We start from the raw sequence: 20,220 nt of genomic DNA, 5'->3' as shown, positions 1-20,220 counted from the left end.
TGGGCTGGTATTTGCCCCGTAAGAGACAGTCCTACGTTGACCGACTGGACTCTCTGCTGCAGGACCCCAGCCTGATCAACAAGCCGGACAAGGACCTGCTGGGACAGTATTACCAGCTAAAAGCCGCCCTGCAGGACTACCGCGACATCGAGAAAAAAGGCGGCTGGAGCCCCATCGTTTTGCCTCCGAAAACGAAATCCCTGAAACCGGGCGATACCGCGGCCGCAATCCTGAAGATCAGAAACCGTCTTTACCTTACCGGTGACCTGAAAAACGATTCCAAGAAAAACGAGTACGACAGCGAACTGCTGGCCGGGGTTCTGAAATACAAGCAACGGCGCGCCTTTTTGGCCGATCCCGCCTTGCTGCCCAAACACATCAAGGACATGAACGTTCCGGTACACGAGCGCATCAAAACCCTGATGGTTAATATGGAACGTTGCCGCTGGCTGTCGCCGAGTTTGACCAAAAACAAACGCTACATTGTGGTCAATATCCCCTCGTTTACGCTCACCTTTTTTAAGGACAGCCAGCCCGCCCTGATTTCAAAGGTGGTCGTGGGCAAGTCCCTGAACAAGACGGTGGTTTTTAGCGGCCAGATGAGCCAGATTATTTTCAGCCCCTATTGGAACGTGCCGCCCAGCATCTTGCGCAAGGAAATCCTGCCCGCAATTGCCAAGAACCCCAACTACCTGGCGAAACACGACATGGAATGGGTGGGCAACCGCGTGCGGCAGCGTCCCGGGCCGCAAAATGCATTGGGAAAGGTGAAGTTCGTATTCCCGAATTCGCACATCATCTTTATGCATGACACGCCCTCGAAAAGCCTGTTTAACGAGGAGCAAAGGGCTTTCAGTCATGGCTGCATACGGGTCGAGAAACCGAGGGATTTGGCCATCCTGGTATTGGAGGGCGACAAGAACTGGCCGATAGAGAAAATGGATGCCGCGATGAACCGGGAAGTAGAAAAAACCTATAACCTAAAGACGAAAATCCCCGTTTACATAGGCTACTTCACGGCCTGGGTGGATCGCGAGGGGGAGGTTCATTTTTATGACGACATTTACGGGCATGACGCCAGATTGCTGGAAACGCTGCTGACGGATTGACTTTAGTGATAACCCGAAGTTATTTGTATAAAAACAAAATCAAGACCAAACAATTTTCTATAACAATCTGATAGCTTATCCAACGGACATTTTAGCGGATTCTTTCCACAGATAATTAGGTATTGGTTCGTTTAATTCCCATTTAACACTCATTGGTTTTGAACCTTCCGTATCTTTAAAAACTCCTTCTCCAATAAAAACATAACCCATTGTATTTCCTTTTTCATCATTTGCCTTTTCCCTAACAAAAAGTAAAATTTTTTTATTATTCTCAATATGATTTATATACGATAATCCTTTATTTGTTTCCGGACCGTAAGCGTTATGTGATTGCCAGTGAAATAAAGTTTCATTTATTGCATAATCATCATACATTGTTGTTGGAGAAAAATTCTCTTCCGATTTAATTAAATTAATAAAAAGGATTTCTGTGTTTAGTTTTTTGTTTTCTGCTGCTCCTTCCCTATTAGATGATTTTTTTTCAAAAGTACTCAATGCGAAAGCTGCTAATATTTGATCTCTTGTGTAACGAGCATGTAATTTTAAAGGCTGATTATATGGTAAATCAATATCAATTTCCTTAAAACCAATTTTATCAATCAATATTTCTAAAACTTCGATAATTTCCTCAACAAGAGTTTCATTTTCCCCAATTTTAATTATACTTTTTTCTAAAGAATCGAAACCTCCTGCATTTTGCCAAACATCATAATGCAACATTAGCAACATGATTTTTTGATTTTCATCAAAATCACTAATTCTAATATTGAACCCTTGATTGGCAATCTTTAGAATAAAATTAAAATAACTGGTAGAGTTGGTTGACAACCATTTATTACTAATTGCTGAATAGATTTGCTTTTCATTTGTAGTTTCAAAATCATCAATTGCTCCGGCTTTTTGACATAATCGTGACCAACTACCTTTTTTATAAATTGTTTCAATTGAAATATGATTTAATTGAATAAAATTATTTAATGTTAAAGGCAGGCTAGTTTGATGTTGAAAATTTCTAATTTTACTTACTAGTTGATTTACATTTAATGATGTTGCTTTTCTAATGTTTTCAAGAATAGTTTCTTTCGTTCTCTTCTCTAAAACTATGGAACATCCCAACGGCAGATGTGGAAAATCATCTTCAATTTCTTTTTGAACCGAAGTTGTTGTTTTTCCAATTAATGCTCTAAACTTACTTTCAAAATCATATTCAGGTCTTGCATTACCCACAAAATCTAAAACCGTTAAACAATCTTTTCCTTCTGACAAACGTAATCCACGTCCTAATTGTTGAAGAAAAACCGTTAAACTTTCTGTTGGCCTTAAAAACAAAACTGTATCAATTTCAGGAATATCTACACCCTCGTTAAAAATATCAACAACAAATAAATAATTGAATTCTTTTTTCTTGAACTGTTCTCTAATCCCATCTCGTTCCTTTGCATTTTTACTTGTCAAGCAATCAGCTCTTAAACCAGCCAAATTGAATTTTTCAGTCATAAAAATGGCATGTTCCACCGTTACGCAAAATCCAATAGCACGAACATCATTTATATCATTTGTATACTTATCAAGATTGCTAATTATCTCCCCAACTCTAATGTTGTTTTTTGTGTATAAACTAGTCAATTCGCTTGGGGCATATTTACCTTTTTCCCACTTTACATTAGTTAAATCAACATTGTCAGTTATTCCAAAATATTGAAAAGGACTTAATAATTTTTTATTTAATGCTTCTGGAAGTCTAATTTCAGCAGCTATACGATTACAGAAATCTGCCAGTATATCCTCTCCGTCCATTCTTTCAGGAGTTGCGGTTAATCCCAAAAGCACTTTAGGTTTGAAATAGTTAATTATTGGCCTATAAGTTGACGCTGAAATATGATGTACTTCGTCAACTATGATAAAGTCGTAGTATTCGGGAGTTAATTTGATATCCTTTAGTCTATTATTTAAAGTTTGAACAGATGCAAAAACATATTCATTACTATTTGGCTCAATTCCATCAACCCATAAATCGCCAAAATTATTATCTTTTAAAACTCCTTGAAAAGTTGCTTTTGCCTGTTGCAAAATTTCTTTTCTATGAGCTACAAAAAGCAACTTCGATGATCTATTTATATTTTTAAACTTTTTATAATCAAATGCAGAAATGACAGTCTTCCCTGTCCCTGTTGCCGCAACTATTAGGTTTCTATGTCTATTATGAACAGTTCTTTCAACATCTAATTTCTCAAGTATTTCATTCTGATATGGAAAGGGTTTGATATCAAAATAAGATGTTGTAAAAGTATATTCTTTCGAAAACTTACCTTGTTTAAGCGCGTCAACTAATTTCTCGGAATGAATATTTTTGTCAAATAATTCAAAGTCTGAATTTTGCCAATATGCTTCAAATGTTTTTTTGAATTTATCAATAATATGCCCAACTTCTTTTGTTGTCACTTTTAAATTCCATTCTAATCCATCCGTCAACGCTGAACGTGAAAAATTAGAAGAACCTATATATGCAGTATGAAACCCCGTATTTCTATGAAACAAATAAGCTTTTGCATGCAATCTTTCATTACCTGTATTATATGAAATTTTGACCTCCGTGTTTTCTAAAGAAGCTAAAAACTCGACCGCTTTTGCATCTGTTGCGCCAATATATGTAGTTGTGATTACTCTAAGTTTCCCGCCTCTTTCTGTGAATTCCCTGAGTTCTTTTTCAAGAATCCGAATTCCTTTCCATTTAATGAAGGAAACTAATAAATCAATCTTATCTGATGATAAAATCTCTTTCCTTAATTCGCTTTCAAGAGTTGTACCCGAATTTCCACCAGTAAAAAGTTCGCTATGAATCAGTCTCGTGTAGGGAGTAATTTCTTTTAGATGTAAATTCAAATCAGTGAAATGAGCATCAACTCTTGTAAAAACAGCTTTTAGGATTTTACCTTCGGTTGCTATTAATTCACCTTCAAACTCTTCTTTTTTTAATTCTTCTTTTAGGAATAAAATTATCTTGTTGGCAATTTCTATTTGAGTTTCTAATATATCCTCACCTTTGATTAGATTAAAAGCATGTCTAATAGTTTTACTAATGTGCTGAGACAATATATGAGCCGCTTCTGCTTTGTCTATTGCAGTTTTCTTGATTTGAAACGTCTCTTTATCTAATTCGTTTATTTTATAATTGATTAGCTTAGTGACTAATTCTTCATATATACCTTGATTCATATTTCTAGTTTTAGAAATTCTTCAACAATGGGCAAATCTGCTTCTGCCCAATCTAAATTTAACAATTCTGATTTATCTAATAACTTATATTCTTTATGTTCAGTTAAAATAATTTCTCCAGAAATGTATGTCGCAATGAATGGAATTAAATTTATTTTAAAACTTCCATAATCATAAATACTATTTGAAAGTCGCTTTAAAACTTCGATATCAATATTTATTTCCTCTTTAATTTCTCGCTTAATACACTCAATTTCATCCTCATCATCTTCTAATTTACCCCCAGGAAATTCCCATTTTAAAGGCAATTTCATTTTTTCACTCCTTTGAGCAACTAAAATTTTATTTTCAACCTTGATAATTGCACACGTGACTTTTAGCATTTTATTAGATCTATTATTTCATTGTAATTCTCTAACCTGTAGGAAAGGTAGTTCTATTTTACTTTTTCAAGCATACAATTCTAATTTATATTCCCGGTTCTGATAAAAAAACGCCACTCTCTCGAATGGCGTTTTTATGAAAATAAAGTTCTTGTACAATCTGCTGCCCTAGCCCCGGTGGCAGCGACATCCTTTTCCTTCGGCATATTGTGGCCGAGGAAAAGATATAGCGAACAGCGGGATTAGCTCCTAAAACAAATTCAGGACTTTCGCTATTCCGCTTTTGGTAATGTTTTGAATCCCATATTGTATAGGGTGAAGGCCTGGATGTCCACGTTTTCCTGGATGGTGGCCGAAACCGATTTTCCGGCTCCGTGACCCGCCTTGACGTCGATGCGAATCAATGTGGGGTTGTCTCCGCTTTGTTTTTCCTGCAACTCGGCGGCAAACTTGAAACTGTGTGCCGGCACCACTCTGTCGTCGTGATCGCCCGTCGTGACCATGGTCGCGGGATAGCGCGTGCCCGCCTTGACGTTGTGCACCGGAGAATAGCCCTTGATGTATTTGAACATTTCCTCACTGTCCTGCGCGGTTCCGTAATCGTACGCCCAACCCGCTCCCGAGGTGAAGGTGTGGTAACGCAACATGTCCATCACGCCCACTGCCGGCAAAGCGACTTTCATCAAGTCCGGACGTTGCGTCATCGTAGCGCCTACGAGCAGCCCGCCGTTTGAGCCGCCGCGAACGGCAAGGAAATCAGAAGAAGTATATTTTTGGGCAATCAGGTATTCAGCCGCCGCGATGAAATCGTCAAACACATTTTGTTTTTGCATCTTGGTCCCCGCATCGTGCCATTTTTTGCCGTATTCTCCGCCGCCGCGTAAATTAGGCACCGCGTAAACGCCGCCGTTTTCCATCCATACCGCATTGGATATGCTGAAACTTGGCGTCAGGCTCACGTTGAAGCCGCCGTAAGCGTAAAGCATCGTCGGGTTCTTGCCATCGAGTTTGAGCCCTTTTTTGTGGGTGATGATCATCGGGATTTTGGTTCCGTCCTTTGAGGTGTAAAACACCTGCTTGGATTCGTATTCCTCGCTCTTGAAATCCACTTTTGGCTTTTCATACACCGCCGATTTCCCTGATTTGGGTTCCAACGAATATATCGTTCCCGGCGTAGTGTAGTTGGTGAAGGAATAGTAAACCGTTTTGTCTTTATTCTTTCCGCTAAAACCCCCAGCCGTTCCAAGTCCCGGCAATTGGATGTCGCGAACCAGTTGGCCCGAGTAGTCATATTGCTTCACTGCCGAAACGGCATCGATCATATAATTGGCAAAAATAAATCCGCTGCAGGTCGATGGCGACAGGACATTCTCGGTTTCAGGAATCAAGTCTTTCCAGTTTTCCGCTTTTGGGTCGCTGAAGTCAACGGTCACGATGCGTTTGTTGGGCGCGTTCAAGTCGGTCACTATAAAAAGCTTCGTGCCCTGATTATCGATTATATAGTTGTCGCTGTTAAAATTATCGACAACTGTAACAATAGGACTGTTGGGCTTGGTCAGGTCTTTAATGTATAATTCGTTTCCGTAAGTCGAAGTCGAAGCGGTGATGACCAAATAATGATCGTCTTCGGTCACGCTTCCGCCCACGTATCTTCTTTTTTGGTCTGCGCCAAAGATCACTTTGTCCTCCTTCTGCGAAGTTCCCAGTTTGTGGTAATACAGTTTGTGTTGGTCCGTTTTGGCCGACAGTTCGCTTCCTTTTGGTTTGTCATAACTGGAATAATAGAAACCTTCGTTCCCTCTCCAAGACAGGCCGCTGAATTTAACGTCGATTATGGTGTCTTCCAGCACCTTGTTTGACAAGGCGTCCATCAGGATCACTTTTCTCCAGTCGCTTCCGCCTTCGGAAATCGCATAGGCCACTTTAGAGCCGTCTTTGGAAAAATCAACTCCGCCAAGGGAAGTGGTTCCATCCTTAGAAAACGTATTGGGATCCAGAAAAACGGTTTCTTTTCCCGCCTTGTCTTTTCTGTATAGTACGGACTGGTTTTGTAGGCCGTCATTTTTGAAGTAATAGGTAAAATCACCCTCTATAAACGGAGCGCTTATTTTTTCGTAGTTCCACAATTTTTCCAGGCGGTTCTTCAATTCGTCGCGAAATGGAATCTGCTCTAGATAACCATAAGTCACTTTATTTTGTGCTGTTACCCAAGCCGCTGTCTCGGCAGAACGATCGTCCTCGAGCCAACGATAAGGGTCATTTACTTTAGTGCCAAAATACACGTCAACCGTTTCCCCTTTTTGGGTTTCGGGGTATTTCAGTGGGTTTTTATTTTGTCCAAAAGATGCCATTGTAGGGATTACCGCCATTATCAGAATTAGTTTTTTCATTAAAAATAAGTATTGGTTAGTACAAAAATAAGGAATTTGGTCATTAAAGAGTGAGTCGTAATACATTACTATTTGTTACGCTACCGTTGGCACTAACAGTGAAAAAAATTAAACATATAAGTCATGTAAGTTTTTTTGTTTAGCTGAAAAGTAATTCGCGAAGAGTACAACAAATAGAAATAAACCACATAGAAGCTTTTAAAAAAAGAAAGCTTAAAACGGTGACTACACTTATATGACTTATATGGTAAAAAAATTATAAATCAAAATTGACTCCCAGTACAATGTTTCTTCCTATGTTAGGAATCCCGTCATTTTTAAGACGAGAAAGGTGAGCGATATATCTTTTGTCAAAAAGGTTATTTCCATTCAAATTAACATCAAAAACTGTTTTTCCTAATTTTACCGTTCCGCCCAAACCTAGATTTATTAATGTATATCCGTTAGATTTGGTTTCAAACCCACTTACATTGTTTTGGTTAAATGTGCTACTCACATTAAAGGTCGCAAATCCATCTTCAAGCCAATTCTTGATTTTAAACTCTCCCTTAAAGGTATTATTCCAATTATTAGCAGGAATTAAAGGCAAATAATCCCCATCTTGCTTCTTGCCCGTGACCGTTTCAAAACTGCTTTCATAATGCAACCAATCTAACGGATGTGGATGAAAATGCATACCAATTTCACCTCCATACAATTTAGCATTATCTTGAATATAATTGAAAACATCGTTATTATCTAACACTGTTCCTGCAGGCGAAGTATAAATATAATTGTTGATGTGGTTGTAAAACCCATTAACAAAAAACTCAAAATGATCGGTTTTGTATTCCAAGTTCAAATCCGTTTGTACGTTTTGCTCGGTTTTCAAATCTCCATTCCCTATTTCATATCGATTGGTTCCTTCATGCACTCCATTAGAAGTAAGCTCGGCTAAATTTGGCGCTCTAAATCCGGAAGCCAGATTCAATCTAAAAGTCAAATCAGCGGCAAGGTTTGTTTTGTAACCTACCGAGGCATTAAAACTATCAAACGATCTATCAATTGGTTTAAAATAACCTTCCTCCCCTACATTACCATGCTCATCAGTAGTTACTTGCCTATTGTCAAAACGCAAACCCGCCTGTAATACATTGGTTTTCCATTCGTAATTAACCGTTCCAAAAACACCAAAATCATTTGTAATTGCATCAGGAATTAAATATTCGTCTCCTAAATTCGTATTCGTCTGATACATTCCTTGTATCCCTACAATCGATTCCAGTTTACCCATTTTTGGAAAATGGTATTTGGCATCATAGTTAAAAGTTTTCAGTTTCATCTGCAAACCGGCAATATCACTGTCTTCAAACTCAGAACGATCATTAGCGACATATCCTAAATCAATATCCAGTTTTGAATTTTTCAAATAGATTATAGAGTTCAAACTCAACAAATGATTAAAAACCCCTTGTCTGGGAAAACCCGTGTTTTTACTCGAAGATTGCGCTGCTATGCCGTCCTCTGGAATTCCTAAATCCAGTTTGTTGTAGTTGTATCGAAAAACAGTAGAAAAACTAAAATTACTATAGCCAATTCCGGTCTTGAAATCGGTTTCATTATATCTCGTATTGGTTACACGATCACCTCCAGAAATTCTATAATCAGAATGGGTATTATAACTTCCGCGAGCCAGGAATTTCCAGTTTTCAGTGGATGTTTTCAGCCCTAGAGAGGAGTTACTCCCAAGAGTATTGGAGAATAGTTTTTGACTAAAATTAGCTTTAAATGTATTGGCATCAGCAAATTTTTCAGGATTGAAATACAAAACCCCGCCCAGTGCATCCGAGCCATACAATAAAGAGGCTGGTCCTTTGATGACTTCTACACTTTCTACTCCGGAATCATTGAGTCCCAAACCATGTTCGTCTCCAAACTGTTGGTTTTCTAAGCGTACACCTTGAGAATATACTAAAACACGATTCCCGCTCAAACCGCGAATGACAGGTTTACCAATTGAAGTTCCCGTTGAGACTTGAGAAACACCAGGAATAGTCGCCAAACCTTCTATCAAAGTGGCCGTTCCTTTTTGCTGCAAGGATTTGATGCTTTCGTGTTCCACTTTCATCACGTTTTGCGATTGAATTTTATTGAAAGCCGTGGAAACGATTACCTCATCCATTTGGAATATAGTCTCTTCAAGGATTACATCTAGGGTATTTTCTTTTTGCAGTTTCTCTATGGTTTTATTCTGATTCGAAAAGCCCACAAATACGAAACTTACTTTTAAGCTCCTATTTGGAAGATTCGCCAGAATATACTTTCCGTTTTCGTCCGTTGTGGTTCCTTGATGCAATTCCGGAGCGTAAACTGACACACCTTTAAGGGGCTGGTTCGCTGTATTGGTTACCGTTCCTGACAACGTGTTTTGCGCCTGCAGCATAGCCGAAAACCCCAATATTAGGGTAATTATTATTTTTTTCATTGAAAATGATTGTATTGTATGTCTCCCCGGCGCTCCAAAGAAAATGGCGCCGAAAATGAGATTATTTAGTAAATAAAATAGAAATTATTGCCGCTAAAAAATTAGCGGAAGCTGAAATAAATTCAACTCAAACTTTTTACGGGAGGGCCACGATGGGCATACAGGCTTCCCGAAAATGAAATAACGGCATCTGCTGTCGCAAATGAACAAGAAAATACTTCGAAGTTTGAGTTCAGTTTGTAGGCGAACTCGACTGGTGAAACATAGGACCCAAATGTGAAATGGCAAACTTTGCAATCCTCAAAATTGTGGTGCTGATGTGTTATTTCAGGATTGCTGCCATTGTATTTGTGGTGGCATTCCGATTGCGAAAACTGTTTTACAAAATGATCATATGCATGAACTGACTGCAACAGTATTGAGAACAATACGGTTACTGCCAAAGAAAGACTAATTAGGAGTTGCTTCTTTTTCATGCGCCACAAATGTAAGAAAACCTCAAAAAGAAAACCATCTGTTTTAACAATTTGTTAAAACAGATGGTTTTAAAGCAGCATATCAAGTTGGTTAAACCAATTTTGAAGCTACAAGATATTCCGCGATTTGCACCGTGTTTGTCGCAGCACCTTTCCTTAAGTTGTCAGCAACAATCCACATGTTCAACGTATTGGCTTGGCTTTCATCGCGGCGAATTCTGCCCACAAAAACATCATCTTTGCCTTGTGCATACATCGGCATTGGGTAAGTATAGGTGTCATTGTTGTCCTGCACAACCACCCCATCCGTATGGTGCAATATGTTTTGAATGTCTGAAACCTCAAAGTCATTGATGAATTCTACATTTACTGCCTCGCTATGTCCTCCAACGATTGGCACACGAACGGCCGTTGCAGTAACGGCAATTGTTCTATCGCCAAGGATTTTTTGGGTCTCACGAACCAGTTTCATTTCTTCCTTGGTGTATCCATTTTCTTCAAAGGAATCACATTGCGGAATCGCATTTCTGTGAATCGGGTATTTGTAAGCCATTTCACCTTTAACGCCGGCATATTCGTTTTCTAATTGTTGTACCGCCTTAACACCAGTTCCGGTGATGGATTGGTATGTGGAAACAATAACGCGTTTGATATTGTATTTTTTATGCAAAGGAGCCAAAACCAATACCATTTGAATGGTAGAGCAGTTTGGGTTCGCGATGATTTTATCTGCTGCGGTCAATTCGCCGGCATTGATTTCAGGAACCACTAATTTTTTGGTTGGATCCATTCTCCAGGCCGATGAATTATCGATAACGGTAGTTCCAGCAGCAGCAAATTTTGGGGCCCACTCCAATGAAGTTTCTCCGCCTGCAGAAAACAAAGCGATATCTGCCTTCATGTCGACAGCGGTTTGCATGCCAACCACCTTATATTTTTTTCCTTTAAATTCTATTTCTTTACCAACTGATCTCTCTGAAGCTACGGGGATCAATTCCGTTACAGGGAAATTTCTTTCCGCCAATACTTTTAACATTACTTCGCCAACCATTCCGGTTGCACCTACAACTGCTATTCTCATAGTATATTTTTATATTGAAAACTTATTTCGAAGTACAAAAGTAAGTAATATTCAAATCAAAACAAGAGCGTTCACAAAAAACAACAAAATGTTACAAATAAAACAATTTGTGAATTCCAGACGGTTTTCAATGAAATGAGTTGCCAATTCCAAGTCCAAAAAAAGAAAAACCGCCTCAATTAAGAAGCGGTTTAGTTAGAATATATAGTATAGCGGTATTATTTTTTTAATAGATCCCTGATTTGCGTAAGCAACTCTTCTTGAGTTGGTCCTGCTGGAGCGGCAGCCGCAACTTCTTCTTTCTTTTTCATTTTTTCGGCGGCTCTCAGTACTACGAAAACAAAAAATGCGATTATAACAAAATTGATTGTCGCTTGCACCAGATTCCCGTATGTGATAACAGCGGCACCTGCTTCTTGGGCAGCCGCTAGATCAACATAACTGTTTCCATCGAGGGAGATGAACTTTTGTGTAAAATCAATTCCTCCGGTTAGTAAACCTACAACAGGCATAATCACGTCGTTGACGACAGAAGTCACAATTTTACCAAATGCACCACCAATTATAACGGCAGTTGCTAAACTCAATACGTCACCTTTCATTAAAGATGCCTTAAAATCGCTGAAAAATCCCATAAATATCTTTTTAAATTACACTTTTGAAAAACTAAATTAATAAATTTTCAACAAAATTCTTCATTTCTCTTACAATTTACCTAGATTATCGATAGAAAACACGTTTTACCCGCTGCGAAATGCTTGTCAGTATTTCATACGGAATTGTGTTCAGTTTTTTGGCGATATAGGAAACTGTTGGGCTTTCGCCAAAAATAATTACGGAATCGCCCTCCGTGCAATCAATATCAGTAACATCGACCATCAGCATATCCATGCAGATGCTGCCCAGGATCTTTGCTTTTTTATCCTTAATAGTGACAAACCCGACTCCATTTCCCCAGGCTCTCGAAATCCCGTCGGCATAGCCAATCGGGATTGTCGCAACTTTTGTCGTTTTTTCGGCCATGAACTTTCGGCCATAGCCCACACTCTCTCCTGCGGATATGGTCCTGATCTGGGAAATGACAGATTTCAAGGTGCCTACATTCTCTAAATATTTTTGTTCCGAAGGGTCATTCGACACACCATAGAGTCCTATCCCCAGTCGAACCATATCAAATTGTGCATCGGGGAAATTACTGATTCCCGAGGTGTTCAAAATATGGCGGATAGGTTTTACTCCCAATTCGGCTACTATTTTTGACGACAGCTTATCGAAAAGCTCAATCTGTGAAACGGTGAAATCATGGTGCTTTACATCATCACTTGTTGCCAGATGGGATAAGATGCTTTTAATCTCCACCGTGTCATTTCCTTTTAGGGTAGCAATCAGTTCGTCAATCGTGTCTTCTTCAAAACCCAAACGATGCATCCCGGTATCCAGTTTGACATGAACGGGAAAGTGTTTCAGGTTTTTGTGTTTTGCGATTTTCAAAAAAGCGTGCAAGCCTTTCAAGCAATAGATTTCCGGTTCCAATTGATGCTGGATGATTGCCGAAAAACTGGTATTCTCCGGATTAAGGACCATGATAGGCAAATGGATGCCCCCATTTTTTAGTGAAATTCCCTCATCGGCGAAAGCCACTCCTAGATAATCCACTTTGTGGTGCTCTAGTAATTTGGCGATTTCAAGCCCGCCATTCCCGTAGCCAAATGCCTTCACCATCACCATGATTTTGACGTTCGGTTTCAGTTTTGATTTGAAAAAATTCAAGTTATAACTAATGGCATTCAAGTTGATTTCAAGAACCGTTTCATGCGTTTTTTCTTCCAATAAATAGACGATTTCCTCAAATTGAAAGGAGCGCGCCCCTTTGATCAAAATGGTCTCATTGGCAAATTCCAAATTTTCAAAATTCGAAATGAATTCCGCGGTGGTTTTGAATGTGATGCAGTTGGCAAATTTATCCTTAAATTCGGAGATGGTTTCCCCTATCCCAATTACGCGGCTGATATTGTTCGAAACGATTAATTGGGCAACTTTCGAATACAGCTCCTCGTTGGACAAACCGCTCTGAAAAATATCAGACAGAATCACCGTTTTATTTTGGAATTGTTTTTGGCTTTCCAAAAAATCAAGCGCTATTTTTAAAGACTGAAAGTCGGAACTATAACTATCATCGATAATGCTGCAATTATTGATTCCCGTTTTGACTTTCAAGCGCATTTCAACAGGAAACAGCAATAGCATTCTGGACTGAATGGTCGCACTGTCATACTTCAAATACAACAGCAACATTAAACAGGAAACGGCATTTTCTATCGACGCCTTGTCCTGAAACGGAATAGTTAATTCATATAAATTTCCGTTGTATTTGTAGTGAAGCGTAGTGCTCCGGTTTGCAGTCTCTTTTTTAAAAACCAATACATCGGCCTGTTCCTGATCGAAACTCCAGCTAAATGTTTTTGTTTGCGGCGACATGCATTTGTCGACAAGTTTGTTTTTTTGATAAATAATCACTTCCGAATCCTTAAAAAGAAGCAGTTTTTCCTTTATTTTTTGTTCCAAACTCTCGAATCCTTCGTCATGTGAAGAACCAATGTTCGTCAGGATTCCAATGGTGGGTTTAATGACCGTTTCCAGCTTTTGCATTTCGGTAACCGTCGAGATTCCCGCTTCAAAAATTCCAAGATTGTGCTTTTCATTGATGGCAATAACGGAAAGCGGCACTCCTACCTGAGAATTGTAGCTTTTCGGGCTTCTGATCACATTAAAATCGGGACTCAGCAAGAAGTTAAGCCATTCCTTGACGATCGTCTTGCCGTTACTTCCCGTCAAACCAATCACCGGAAAATTGAAAAGGCTACGATAGTAGGCCGCAAATTGCTGCAACGCATCCAGCGTATTTTCCACTACAATAAAATTTGCTTTTCCTTGGCATTCCTCGGGAATGAAATTCACCACGAAATTCTGCACGCCAATCTCAATTAAATCAATTATAAAAGCATGGGCATCATTATTGGGTCCAACCAAGGCAAAAAACAAGGTGTGGGAACTGTTTTGCAATGAACGGCTGTCGATTGAAACCATGTCCACTTCTGTTTCGGGAGTATTGCCGATCCATTTGGCGTTTAGAACTGGGATGATATTTTTTAGTGATATGCTCATTTATTTGGAATGCGAAAGACGCTAATTTGTTATAAGGATTAAAGAACAGCTTCGGAATTTTATCGTTTTCAAAAAAAACCTGAAACTTTCTCAAAAATAACACTTCTTTTTAAAATGCGAGCATTACAAACATAGAATTTCAGGACTGACTCAAGTCGCACGCAGTTGCAAATGAACGCTCATTTGATTTCCAATAAAAAATGAAGAAGGCAATTAAGCTACTCTTTTTTCCATATTCCTTATCTTTGTTTAGCTAACCAACCAATAAAATTTTGAAAAAATTACTCCCCATATTTTCATATGTTTTTCATCCCGTATTTATTCCGGCCTATGCCACCTTATATTATCTTTTTTTGAATACTTCCAATTTTGGAAATCAAGAAAAATATTTCGTTTTATTCCAGGTTGCAATTATTACGATACTGATTCCGATACTGTTTTTTTTCATATTGCGTTATTCGGGAAAAATAGGGTCAATTATGGCTCCGGTAGTGTCTGAGCGGAAATTTCCTTTGGTGATCCAATGCTTTTTAATTATTCTTTTGGTACGCAATAGCATTACGGTGGAAAGGTATACGGAGTTGCATTTTTTCCTCTTGGGGGCACTATTCAGTACGCTGATAGCGCTACTGCTGTTGTTCGTCAAAACAAAGGCAAGCTTGCATATGATGGGGATAAGTGCATTGACTTTATTCGTTTTCGGCCTGACTTTGCATTATCAAACCCAAAACATTGCTTTAATCGTTTTCTTAATACTGATGAATGGCTTCGTGGCTTCGTCGCGCTTGGTAATGAAAGCCCATACCAGCAAAGAGTTAATCATTGGCATACTATTGGGCAGCCTACCGCAAATACCACTAATGTTCCTATGGCTATAAGATATAAAAGATAATTCCAATATTGAGAGCTTTCATATCTATGCTTTCATCTTCGATTTTTGCCGACTTAAAAAGCGAGTTCAAACCATAATGAGCATATACGTTTATCGTGTTATATCCCGCTGAAATATATAGCCCATAAAGGAACTTATTAAAATCCTTGTTATTCACAACAACTATCTTGTTGTCGGCATCCGAATAAAGCGATTTGTTGTACAGCAAATAACTGAATTTAAGACCGCCATAAATTCGCCAAAACTTATAACTTTCATAAGTTGACGTTCGCCACCTGAATTCGATCGGCACATCGACCAACAATTGCGTAAACTTGTTTTTGTTATACACCACTTTAGAGTCAATAATAGAATAAACTGGCATTTGATCAGATTCCGATATGAGGAGATTCTGATTGTAATTGTTATAGGAAAAACCAACGCCTGAAGCTATCGCAATCGTTCTGTCATCATTTATGGGCATATCCCTCAGAAAGCCTGCCGATAGTCCGACAGAAAACTTATTTTGGGACAAACCAGCCGGTTTCTGTTGCAATGCATTATAGGTGAATCCAAAATAGAATTGGTCTTCCCTGTATAGGGAATCAATTTTTACTTTTGTAGTTTCCTTAGTTAGTACAGGCTCTTCTTGGGAAAAAACATTACAAAACGACATTAACAGAAAACAACTAAAGAATAATCGCATATTTTTATTTTTGACTGATGATTGCTCCATGTTATCTTGAATATTTTTTTTTAGATCCGCTCTTTATTTTACTGCTGTACAAATATAGGATTTTGGCGGCTTCCTTTTGTCGAAACCAATCTAAAAACGTTTTTCAACCTGAAAACTGGCATTTAGGGCATACAACCATCAAAAAACCCCCACTAATTTGTAGTGGGGGTTTTAGTTTTCAGTAGAGAGAAAGGGATTCGAACCCTCGATATGTTGCCATATACACGCTTTCCAGGCGTGCGCCTTCAGCCACTCGGCCACCTCTCTATTTTTATTTGAGGATGCAAAGAACACTAAAAAAAGTGACTTACAAAAGCAAAAAGCGATATTATATCATTTCTCCTCGTAAAGATGTTTCAAAAATCCTTTTGAACTCGTTAGGATCAGTGTTTTGGCCCAACAAATACATCAATTTCGTTATGGCAGCCTCGGTGGTTATGTCTTTGCCGGAGATTACGCCTATTTCTTTCATCCTGGTGCTGGTTTCATATTGCCCCATATTTACGCTTCCTGCCGAACATTGCGTTACGTTAATGATATGCAAGCCTTTGCTTATGGCTTTAACCAATAAGGATATAAACCAATCTTCTGTAGGAGCATTGCCGGAACCATAGGTTTCCAGTACAATTCCCTTTAAATTGCGGATATCGAGAATTGCGGATAAAACGGTTTCACTCATTCCGGGAAACATTTTAACGATAACCACATTATTATCTAAATTTTCATGAACGACCAATTCTTTGCCATGCTGTTTTGGCAACAACAGTTCGCGTCTTATCTTTAGATTGACTCCGGACTCAACCAGCTCAGGATAATTAGGCGAAGTGAACGCATTAAAATGCTCCGCATTTATTTTGGTCGTTCTGTTGCCTCTGTACAATTTATATTCAAAATACAGGCAAACTTCGCTAATGACCGCCTGACCATTTTCCCTTAGGGAGGCAATTTGAATGGCGGTGATCAGGTTTTCTTTGGCATCAGTACGCAAATCTCCAATTGGCAACTGAGAACCGGTGAACACAACCGGTTTAGACAAATTCTCCAGCATAAAACTCAATGCGGAAGCGGAATAAGACATGGTATCTGAACCGTGAAGTACCACAAACCCATCAAAAGCCATATAATTTTCTTCGATAATCAACGCTATTTTAGCCCATTCTTGAGGATTCATATTTGAAGAATCAATGGGCTCCTCAAATGAAATGGTCTCAATCTCGCAATCCAGCTGCTTCAACTCGGGAATCCTGTTCAGTAACTTACTGAAATTAAACGCCTTTAGCGCACCGGTTTCGAAATCCTTGCGCATACCAATGGTTCCACCGGTATAGAGTAAAAGAATTTTAGCTTTTGAGTTCATTATGGTATTTTAATTTATTGACCACAGGATTGGCATACATTGCCAATAGTCCTTGGAGCGCAATAGGATTTTCCGCATCTATTCGCATTTCTAATCTACGCTCGAAAAGTGATTTTTCGTCCTCAGTATATAAATGGGAATACGTATTGCTATTATTCAAAATATCATAGGCGATATAATTCGTAGGCCAAAGTTTATAATTGCTCAATATGGAATCATCAATTACTTGAGCCAAAGCCAATATTTGCTTGTTAGGTTTGTCAAATTCCTCTTTGATTTTATCAATTTCCTTGTCCAACACATCACCTATGTGCATGTGTATTCTTTTCTTTTGCCCCATAACACCGCTCAGAAGGGTCATGAAATCTTCATTCTTCTCCTTGATGTATATCTCATTATTGGCTTCGGCAAGTAATTGCGGGATTTTTAGAACATCGGTAGGATCGTATTCGTACGAAATAGAAACCGGTACTACTTTTATTTTTTTGAAATAATCCATCAGATTCATTTCATCAGAAGCCATTCCCACCATTTTTAAAACACCGGGATTTGTGGCGTCATTCCCGTCTTTGGTTCTTCCTTCGCGTTGCGCGATCCAAACGGATCGGCTTTCCTCTAACAGCAAGTGACGGATATACTCGGACAATATTTTTGAACTTTCCAACATCTCCCTTGGCGTCAAGCCTCTTTGAACCAGAAAATTTCGATTCATTTTGGCCAGTACGTTCAGAAAATCTTTTTTAACCAAATTATCCCCAATTGCTGATGCAGTCATCACCAAACCATGCTCAAATAAAGCTGTGTTCAACAAGGTCGTATCCAAAAGGATATCCCGGTGATTGGATATAAATAAATAGGACTTTCCCTTTTCTAACTTTTCGAAACCGGAAGTCGTCAATCCATCAGAGCTTTTTTCGATGATTTTGCGAATGGAATGATAGATAAAATTACATTGAAAATCACGTATGGAATGTGTTTTTTTGAGCTGCTCTTTCCAAACGGAGTCTTCCACATCCGGAAAAGTAAAATTCATCAATGCCTTCATCATAGGATGATTAATCACTTTCAATATGGCATCGTTTATTTCGGAATCATAAAATGGCCGAATAGCGTCAAATTTTTGCATTTTTAGTAATTTAAGGTGCGCAAATGAACAAAAAAAATATTAAATTATAACCTATTCCTTATTAAATACCGAAAATTGCCTTAGAATTTTCGGTCGTAATCGCTGCAATATCCTTGGCCGAAAGGCCATAAATCTGCGACAGCTTATCCAGTACGTTAATCAAGTAACTACTCTCATTTCTTTTGCCTCGAAACGGAATCGGAGCAAGATAAGGGGAATCCGTTTCTAAAACGATGTGCTTCAAATCAATCTGTTTCAAAAACTGGTCGATTTTTCCGTTTTTGAAGGTAACTACACCCCCAATTCCTAATTTCATATTATAGGAAATCGCTCGTAAAGCCTGTTCGTAGGTTCCGGTAAAACAGTGAAACACCCCAAACAAATCAGCCGATTTTTCCTCCTCCAAAATCTCAAATATTTCATCAAAAGCTTCCCGGCAATGAATCACAATTGGCAATTTATATTTTTTGGCTAACTGGATCTGTTTCCTGAATGCCGTTTGTTGTTCCTTCAAATGCGTTTTGTCCCAATACAAATCGACACCTATCTCGCCAATGGCATAGAATTTCCTTTTGGCCAACTCCTCTTCCACATATTGCAACTCTTGGAGATAATTTTCCTTTACATAAGTAGGGTGTAATCCCATCATCAGGAAAACATTGTCAGGATAATTTTTTTCCAAATCATACATGGCCTTAGTACAGGAAGAATCTATTGCAGGAATAAAAAAACGAGATACACCCGCTTGGATGGCCCTTTGTATCATTTCATCACGATCCTGATCGAATTCCTGCGAATATAAATGGGTGTGCGTATCTGTAATTGTCATTGTTTTGAATTAAAGAAGCAAAGTTACCATTTTGAATTGTTGTTTTTTAGATTCTTGCCAATTTAGATTACTTTTGATTTTCAGCTTTGAACTATGAAAAATCTCCACGATATCCTCAAAAAGGAAAAATACAAGAAAATTAAATTCAAGATCACCAAGACACAGCACCTTTTGATAAAAGCAAAAATCAACGGGGTGACCGGCAACTTCATCTTGGACACGGGTGCATCAAACAGTTGCGTAGGCTTTGAAAGCGTTACCTTATTCCAACTGGAAGCAGAAGATTCCAAAACCAAAGCGTCTGGAGCGGGCGCGACCGGAATGCAAACACAAACGGCCTCTAACAATACGCTACAATTGGGTTTATGGAAAGATATCGAATTCAATTTGGTGATTTTCGATCTGTCACATGTAAATGATGCATTGATACAACATAAATCAAAACCGGTACATGGCATAATTGGCGCCGATGTATTGATGAAGGGAAAAGCAATTGTAGATTACTACAACCATTATTTGTATTTACTTAAATAAGAGAATGGACTTAACTCATAAACAAAGAGCGCATCGGGTTACCGATGCGCTCTTTCCAACTACTACAAACTCAAAATAAACTTATTCTTTTACCATTTTAGAAGCTGACAGTTTTCCGTCAATCTCCGTTTTAACTATATAAACCCCTTTTTGCAAGCTAGTGGTCTGTATAGTTGCCGAAGTAGTATTTGGACTTGTCGTCAAAACTTCTTGACCTAAAATATTGTAAACGGATACTTTTTCAATAGTACCATTTGCTTCAATTGTCAGGTTATTTCTAATGGGATTAGGATACATTTTCACATTTGATGTTTCGAACTTCGTTGTCCCTAAAGAAGTTCCTTTATACAAGTAAATGTTATCAACATAAACGACACCTAAATTTGATGAAATTATAAACTGTGCTAAATCATTTCTTATACCGCTAGTCCAGCTACTTAAAGGCATGTCTAGTGAAATCCATGTCCCTGGATTAGGATTAGG

The 20,220-nt window shown here is 38.6% G+C and carries 16 protein-coding genes and 1 tRNA gene; 3 read left to right on the top strand and 14 right to left on the bottom strand.

Annotated elements, in window-relative coordinates; translation table 11 throughout:
• Nucleotides 1–1,109: L,D-transpeptidase family protein (locus VIH09_RS09645; RefSeq protein WP_331580360.1), on the top strand; the 1,109-nt coding region annotated here is incomplete at its 5' end.
• A gap of 75 nt (nt 1,110–1,184) precedes the next feature.
• Here the strand turns inward: VIH09_RS09645 and VIH09_RS09640 are convergent.
• The 8 genes from VIH09_RS09640 to VIH09_RS09605 all read right to left on the bottom strand — a co-directional run bounded on the left by VIH09_RS09640 (nt 1,185) and on the right by VIH09_RS09605 (nt 14,284).
• On the bottom strand, nt 1,185–4,325 hold the full coding sequence (locus VIH09_RS09640) for a DEAD/DEAH box helicase (RefSeq protein WP_331580358.1): 3,141 nt from the start codon (nt 4,323–4,325) through the stop codon (nt 1,185–1,187).
• A complete protein-coding gene (locus VIH09_RS09635) occupies nt 4,322–4,708 on the bottom strand; it encodes a (deoxy)nucleoside triphosphate pyrophosphohydrolase (protein ID WP_331580356.1) in 387 nt (128 codons plus the stop codon). Before VIH09_RS09635 ends, VIH09_RS09640 begins: the two co-directional genes overlap by 4 nt.
• Nucleotides 4,709–4,980: 272 nt before the next feature.
• Nucleotides 4,981–7,077 carry a prolyl oligopeptidase family serine peptidase gene (locus tag VIH09_RS09630; protein ID WP_331580362.1) on the bottom strand — a complete coding sequence of 699 codons (2,097 nt, stop codon included), beginning with the start codon at nt 7,075–7,077 and terminating at the stop codon, nt 4,981–4,983.
• 277 nt (nt 7,078–7,354) lie between these two features.
• Nucleotides 7,355–9,562, bottom strand: coding sequence for a TonB-dependent receptor (locus VIH09_RS09625; RefSeq protein WP_331580354.1), 2,208 nt, complete (start codon nt 9,560–9,562; stop codon nt 7,355–7,357).
• Nucleotides 9,563–9,684: 122 nt separating this feature from the next.
• Complete coding sequence (locus VIH09_RS09620) at nt 9,685–10,038, bottom strand: hypothetical protein (RefSeq protein ID WP_331580352.1); 354 nt, start codon at nt 10,036–10,038, stop codon at nt 9,685–9,687.
• A 91-nt stretch (nt 10,039–10,129) separates the two neighbouring features.
• Nucleotides 10,130–11,119 (bottom strand): aspartate-semialdehyde dehydrogenase, encoded by a 990-nt coding sequence (locus tag VIH09_RS09615; protein WP_331580350.1) that lies wholly within the window; start codon nt 11,117–11,119, stop codon nt 10,130–10,132.
• Nucleotides 11,120–11,337: 218 nt separating this feature from the next.
• Complete coding sequence (gene mscL / locus VIH09_RS09610; RefSeq protein ID WP_331580348.1) at nt 11,338–11,754, bottom strand: large conductance mechanosensitive channel protein MscL; 417 nt, start codon at nt 11,752–11,754, stop codon at nt 11,338–11,340.
• Between the two features lie 85 nt (nt 11,755–11,839).
• Nucleotides 11,840–14,284 (bottom strand): bifunctional UDP-N-acetylmuramoyl-tripeptide:D-alanyl-D-alanine ligase/alanine racemase, encoded by a 2,445-nt coding sequence (locus VIH09_RS09605; protein ID WP_331580346.1) that lies wholly within the window; start codon nt 14,282–14,284, stop codon nt 11,840–11,842.
• Between the two features lie 272 nt (nt 14,285–14,556).
• Here VIH09_RS09605 and VIH09_RS09600 point away from each other — a divergent pair, with 272 nt between their 5' ends.
• Nucleotides 14,557–15,162, top strand: a complete 606-nt coding sequence (locus VIH09_RS09600) for a hypothetical protein (RefSeq protein WP_331580344.1) — start codon at nt 14,557–14,559, stop codon at nt 15,160–15,162.
• On the opposite strand, the gene VIH09_RS09595 is transcribed toward VIH09_RS09600, so the two are convergent.
• The 5 genes from VIH09_RS09595 to VIH09_RS09575 all read right to left on the bottom strand — a co-directional run bounded on the left by VIH09_RS09595 (nt 15,157) and on the right by VIH09_RS09575 (nt 19,203).
• A complete protein-coding gene (locus VIH09_RS09595) occupies nt 15,157–15,861 on the bottom strand; it encodes a porin family protein (RefSeq protein WP_331580342.1) in 705 nt (234 codons plus the stop codon). The genes VIH09_RS09600 and VIH09_RS09595 overlap by 6 nt on opposite strands.
• 212 nt (nt 15,862–16,073) lie before the next feature.
• Nucleotides 16,074–16,158, bottom strand: a tRNA-Ser gene (locus VIH09_RS09590).
• 61 nt (nt 16,159–16,219) lie between these two features.
• Nucleotides 16,220–17,248 carry an asparaginase gene (locus VIH09_RS09585; protein WP_331580339.1) on the bottom strand — a complete coding sequence of 343 codons (1,029 nt, stop codon included), beginning with the start codon at nt 17,246–17,248 and terminating at the stop codon, nt 16,220–16,222.
• Nucleotides 17,232–18,374: a 1-acyl-sn-glycerol-3-phosphate acyltransferase gene (locus VIH09_RS09580; protein WP_331580337.1), complete on the bottom strand. Its 1,143-nt coding sequence runs from the start codon at nt 18,372–18,374 to the stop codon at nt 17,232–17,234. The genes VIH09_RS09585 and VIH09_RS09580 overlap by 17 nt, the downstream gene beginning before the upstream one ends.
• Before the next feature lie 61 nt (nt 18,375–18,435).
• Nucleotides 18,436–19,203, bottom strand: coding sequence for a TatD family hydrolase (locus VIH09_RS09575; protein ID WP_331580335.1), 768 nt, complete (start codon nt 19,201–19,203; stop codon nt 18,436–18,438).
• Between the two features lie 93 nt (nt 19,204–19,296).
• Between VIH09_RS09575 and VIH09_RS09570 the strand changes: the two genes are divergently transcribed.
• Nucleotides 19,297–19,737: a retropepsin-like aspartic protease gene (locus VIH09_RS09570; protein WP_331580333.1), complete on the top strand. Its 441-nt coding sequence runs from the start codon at nt 19,297–19,299 to the stop codon at nt 19,735–19,737.
• 81 nt (nt 19,738–19,818) lie between these two features.
• On the opposite strand, the gene VIH09_RS09565 is transcribed toward VIH09_RS09570, so the two are convergent.
• The coding region (locus tag VIH09_RS09565) for a T9SS type A sorting domain-containing protein (protein WP_331580331.1) at nt 19,819–20,220 on the bottom strand (402 nt) is incomplete at its 5' end.

It is taken from the genome of Flavobacterium sp. (assembly GCF_036515215.1).
Classification (GTDB): Bacteria; Bacteroidota; Bacteroidia; order Flavobacteriales; family Flavobacteriaceae; genus Flavobacterium.
Note: the sequence above shows the minus strand (reverse complement) of the source record. Positions and strands in the feature narration are given on the sequence as shown.

Coding starts and splice junctions, on each gene's coding strand:
- VIH09_RS09625 (WP_331580354.1), bottom strand. CDS start 9,562: ATGAAAAAAATAATAATTACCCTAATATTGGGGTTTTCGGCTATGCTG.
- VIH09_RS09585 (WP_331580339.1), bottom strand. CDS start 17,248: ATGAACTCAAAAGCTAAAATTCTTTTACTCTATACCGGTGGAACCATT.
- VIH09_RS09595 (WP_331580342.1), bottom strand. CDS start 15,861: ATGCGATTATTCTTTAGTTGTTTTCTGTTAATGTCGTTTTGTAATGTT.
- VIH09_RS09580 (WP_331580337.1), bottom strand. CDS start 18,374: ATGCAAAAATTTGACGCTATTCGGCCATTTTATGATTCCGAAATAAAC.
- VIH09_RS09635 (WP_331580356.1), bottom strand. CDS start 4,708: ATGCTAAAAGTCACGTGTGCAATTATCAAGGTTGAAAATAAAATTTTA.
- VIH09_RS09570 (WP_331580333.1), top strand. CDS start 19,297: ATGAAAAATCTCCACGATATCCTCAAAAAGGAAAAATACAAGAAAATT.
- VIH09_RS09575 (WP_331580335.1), bottom strand. CDS start 19,203: ATGACAATTACAGATACGCACACCCATTTATATTCGCAGGAATTCGAT.
- VIH09_RS09640 (WP_331580358.1), bottom strand. CDS start 4,325: ATGAATCAAGGTATATATGAAGAATTAGTCACTAAGCTAATCAATTAT.
- VIH09_RS09630 (WP_331580362.1), bottom strand. CDS start 7,077: ATGGCGGTAATCCCTACAATGGCATCTTTTGGACAAAATAAAAACCCA.
- mscL (WP_331580348.1), bottom strand. CDS start 11,754: ATGGGATTTTTCAGCGATTTTAAGGCATCTTTAATGAAAGGTGACGTA.
- VIH09_RS09605 (WP_331580346.1), bottom strand. CDS start 14,284: ATGAGCATATCACTAAAAAATATCATCCCAGTTCTAAACGCCAAATGG.
- VIH09_RS09615 (WP_331580350.1), bottom strand. CDS start 11,119: ATGAGAATAGCAGTTGTAGGTGCAACCGGAATGGTTGGCGAAGTAATG.
- VIH09_RS09620 (WP_331580352.1), bottom strand. CDS start 10,038: ATGAAAAAGAAGCAACTCCTAATTAGTCTTTCTTTGGCAGTAACCGTA.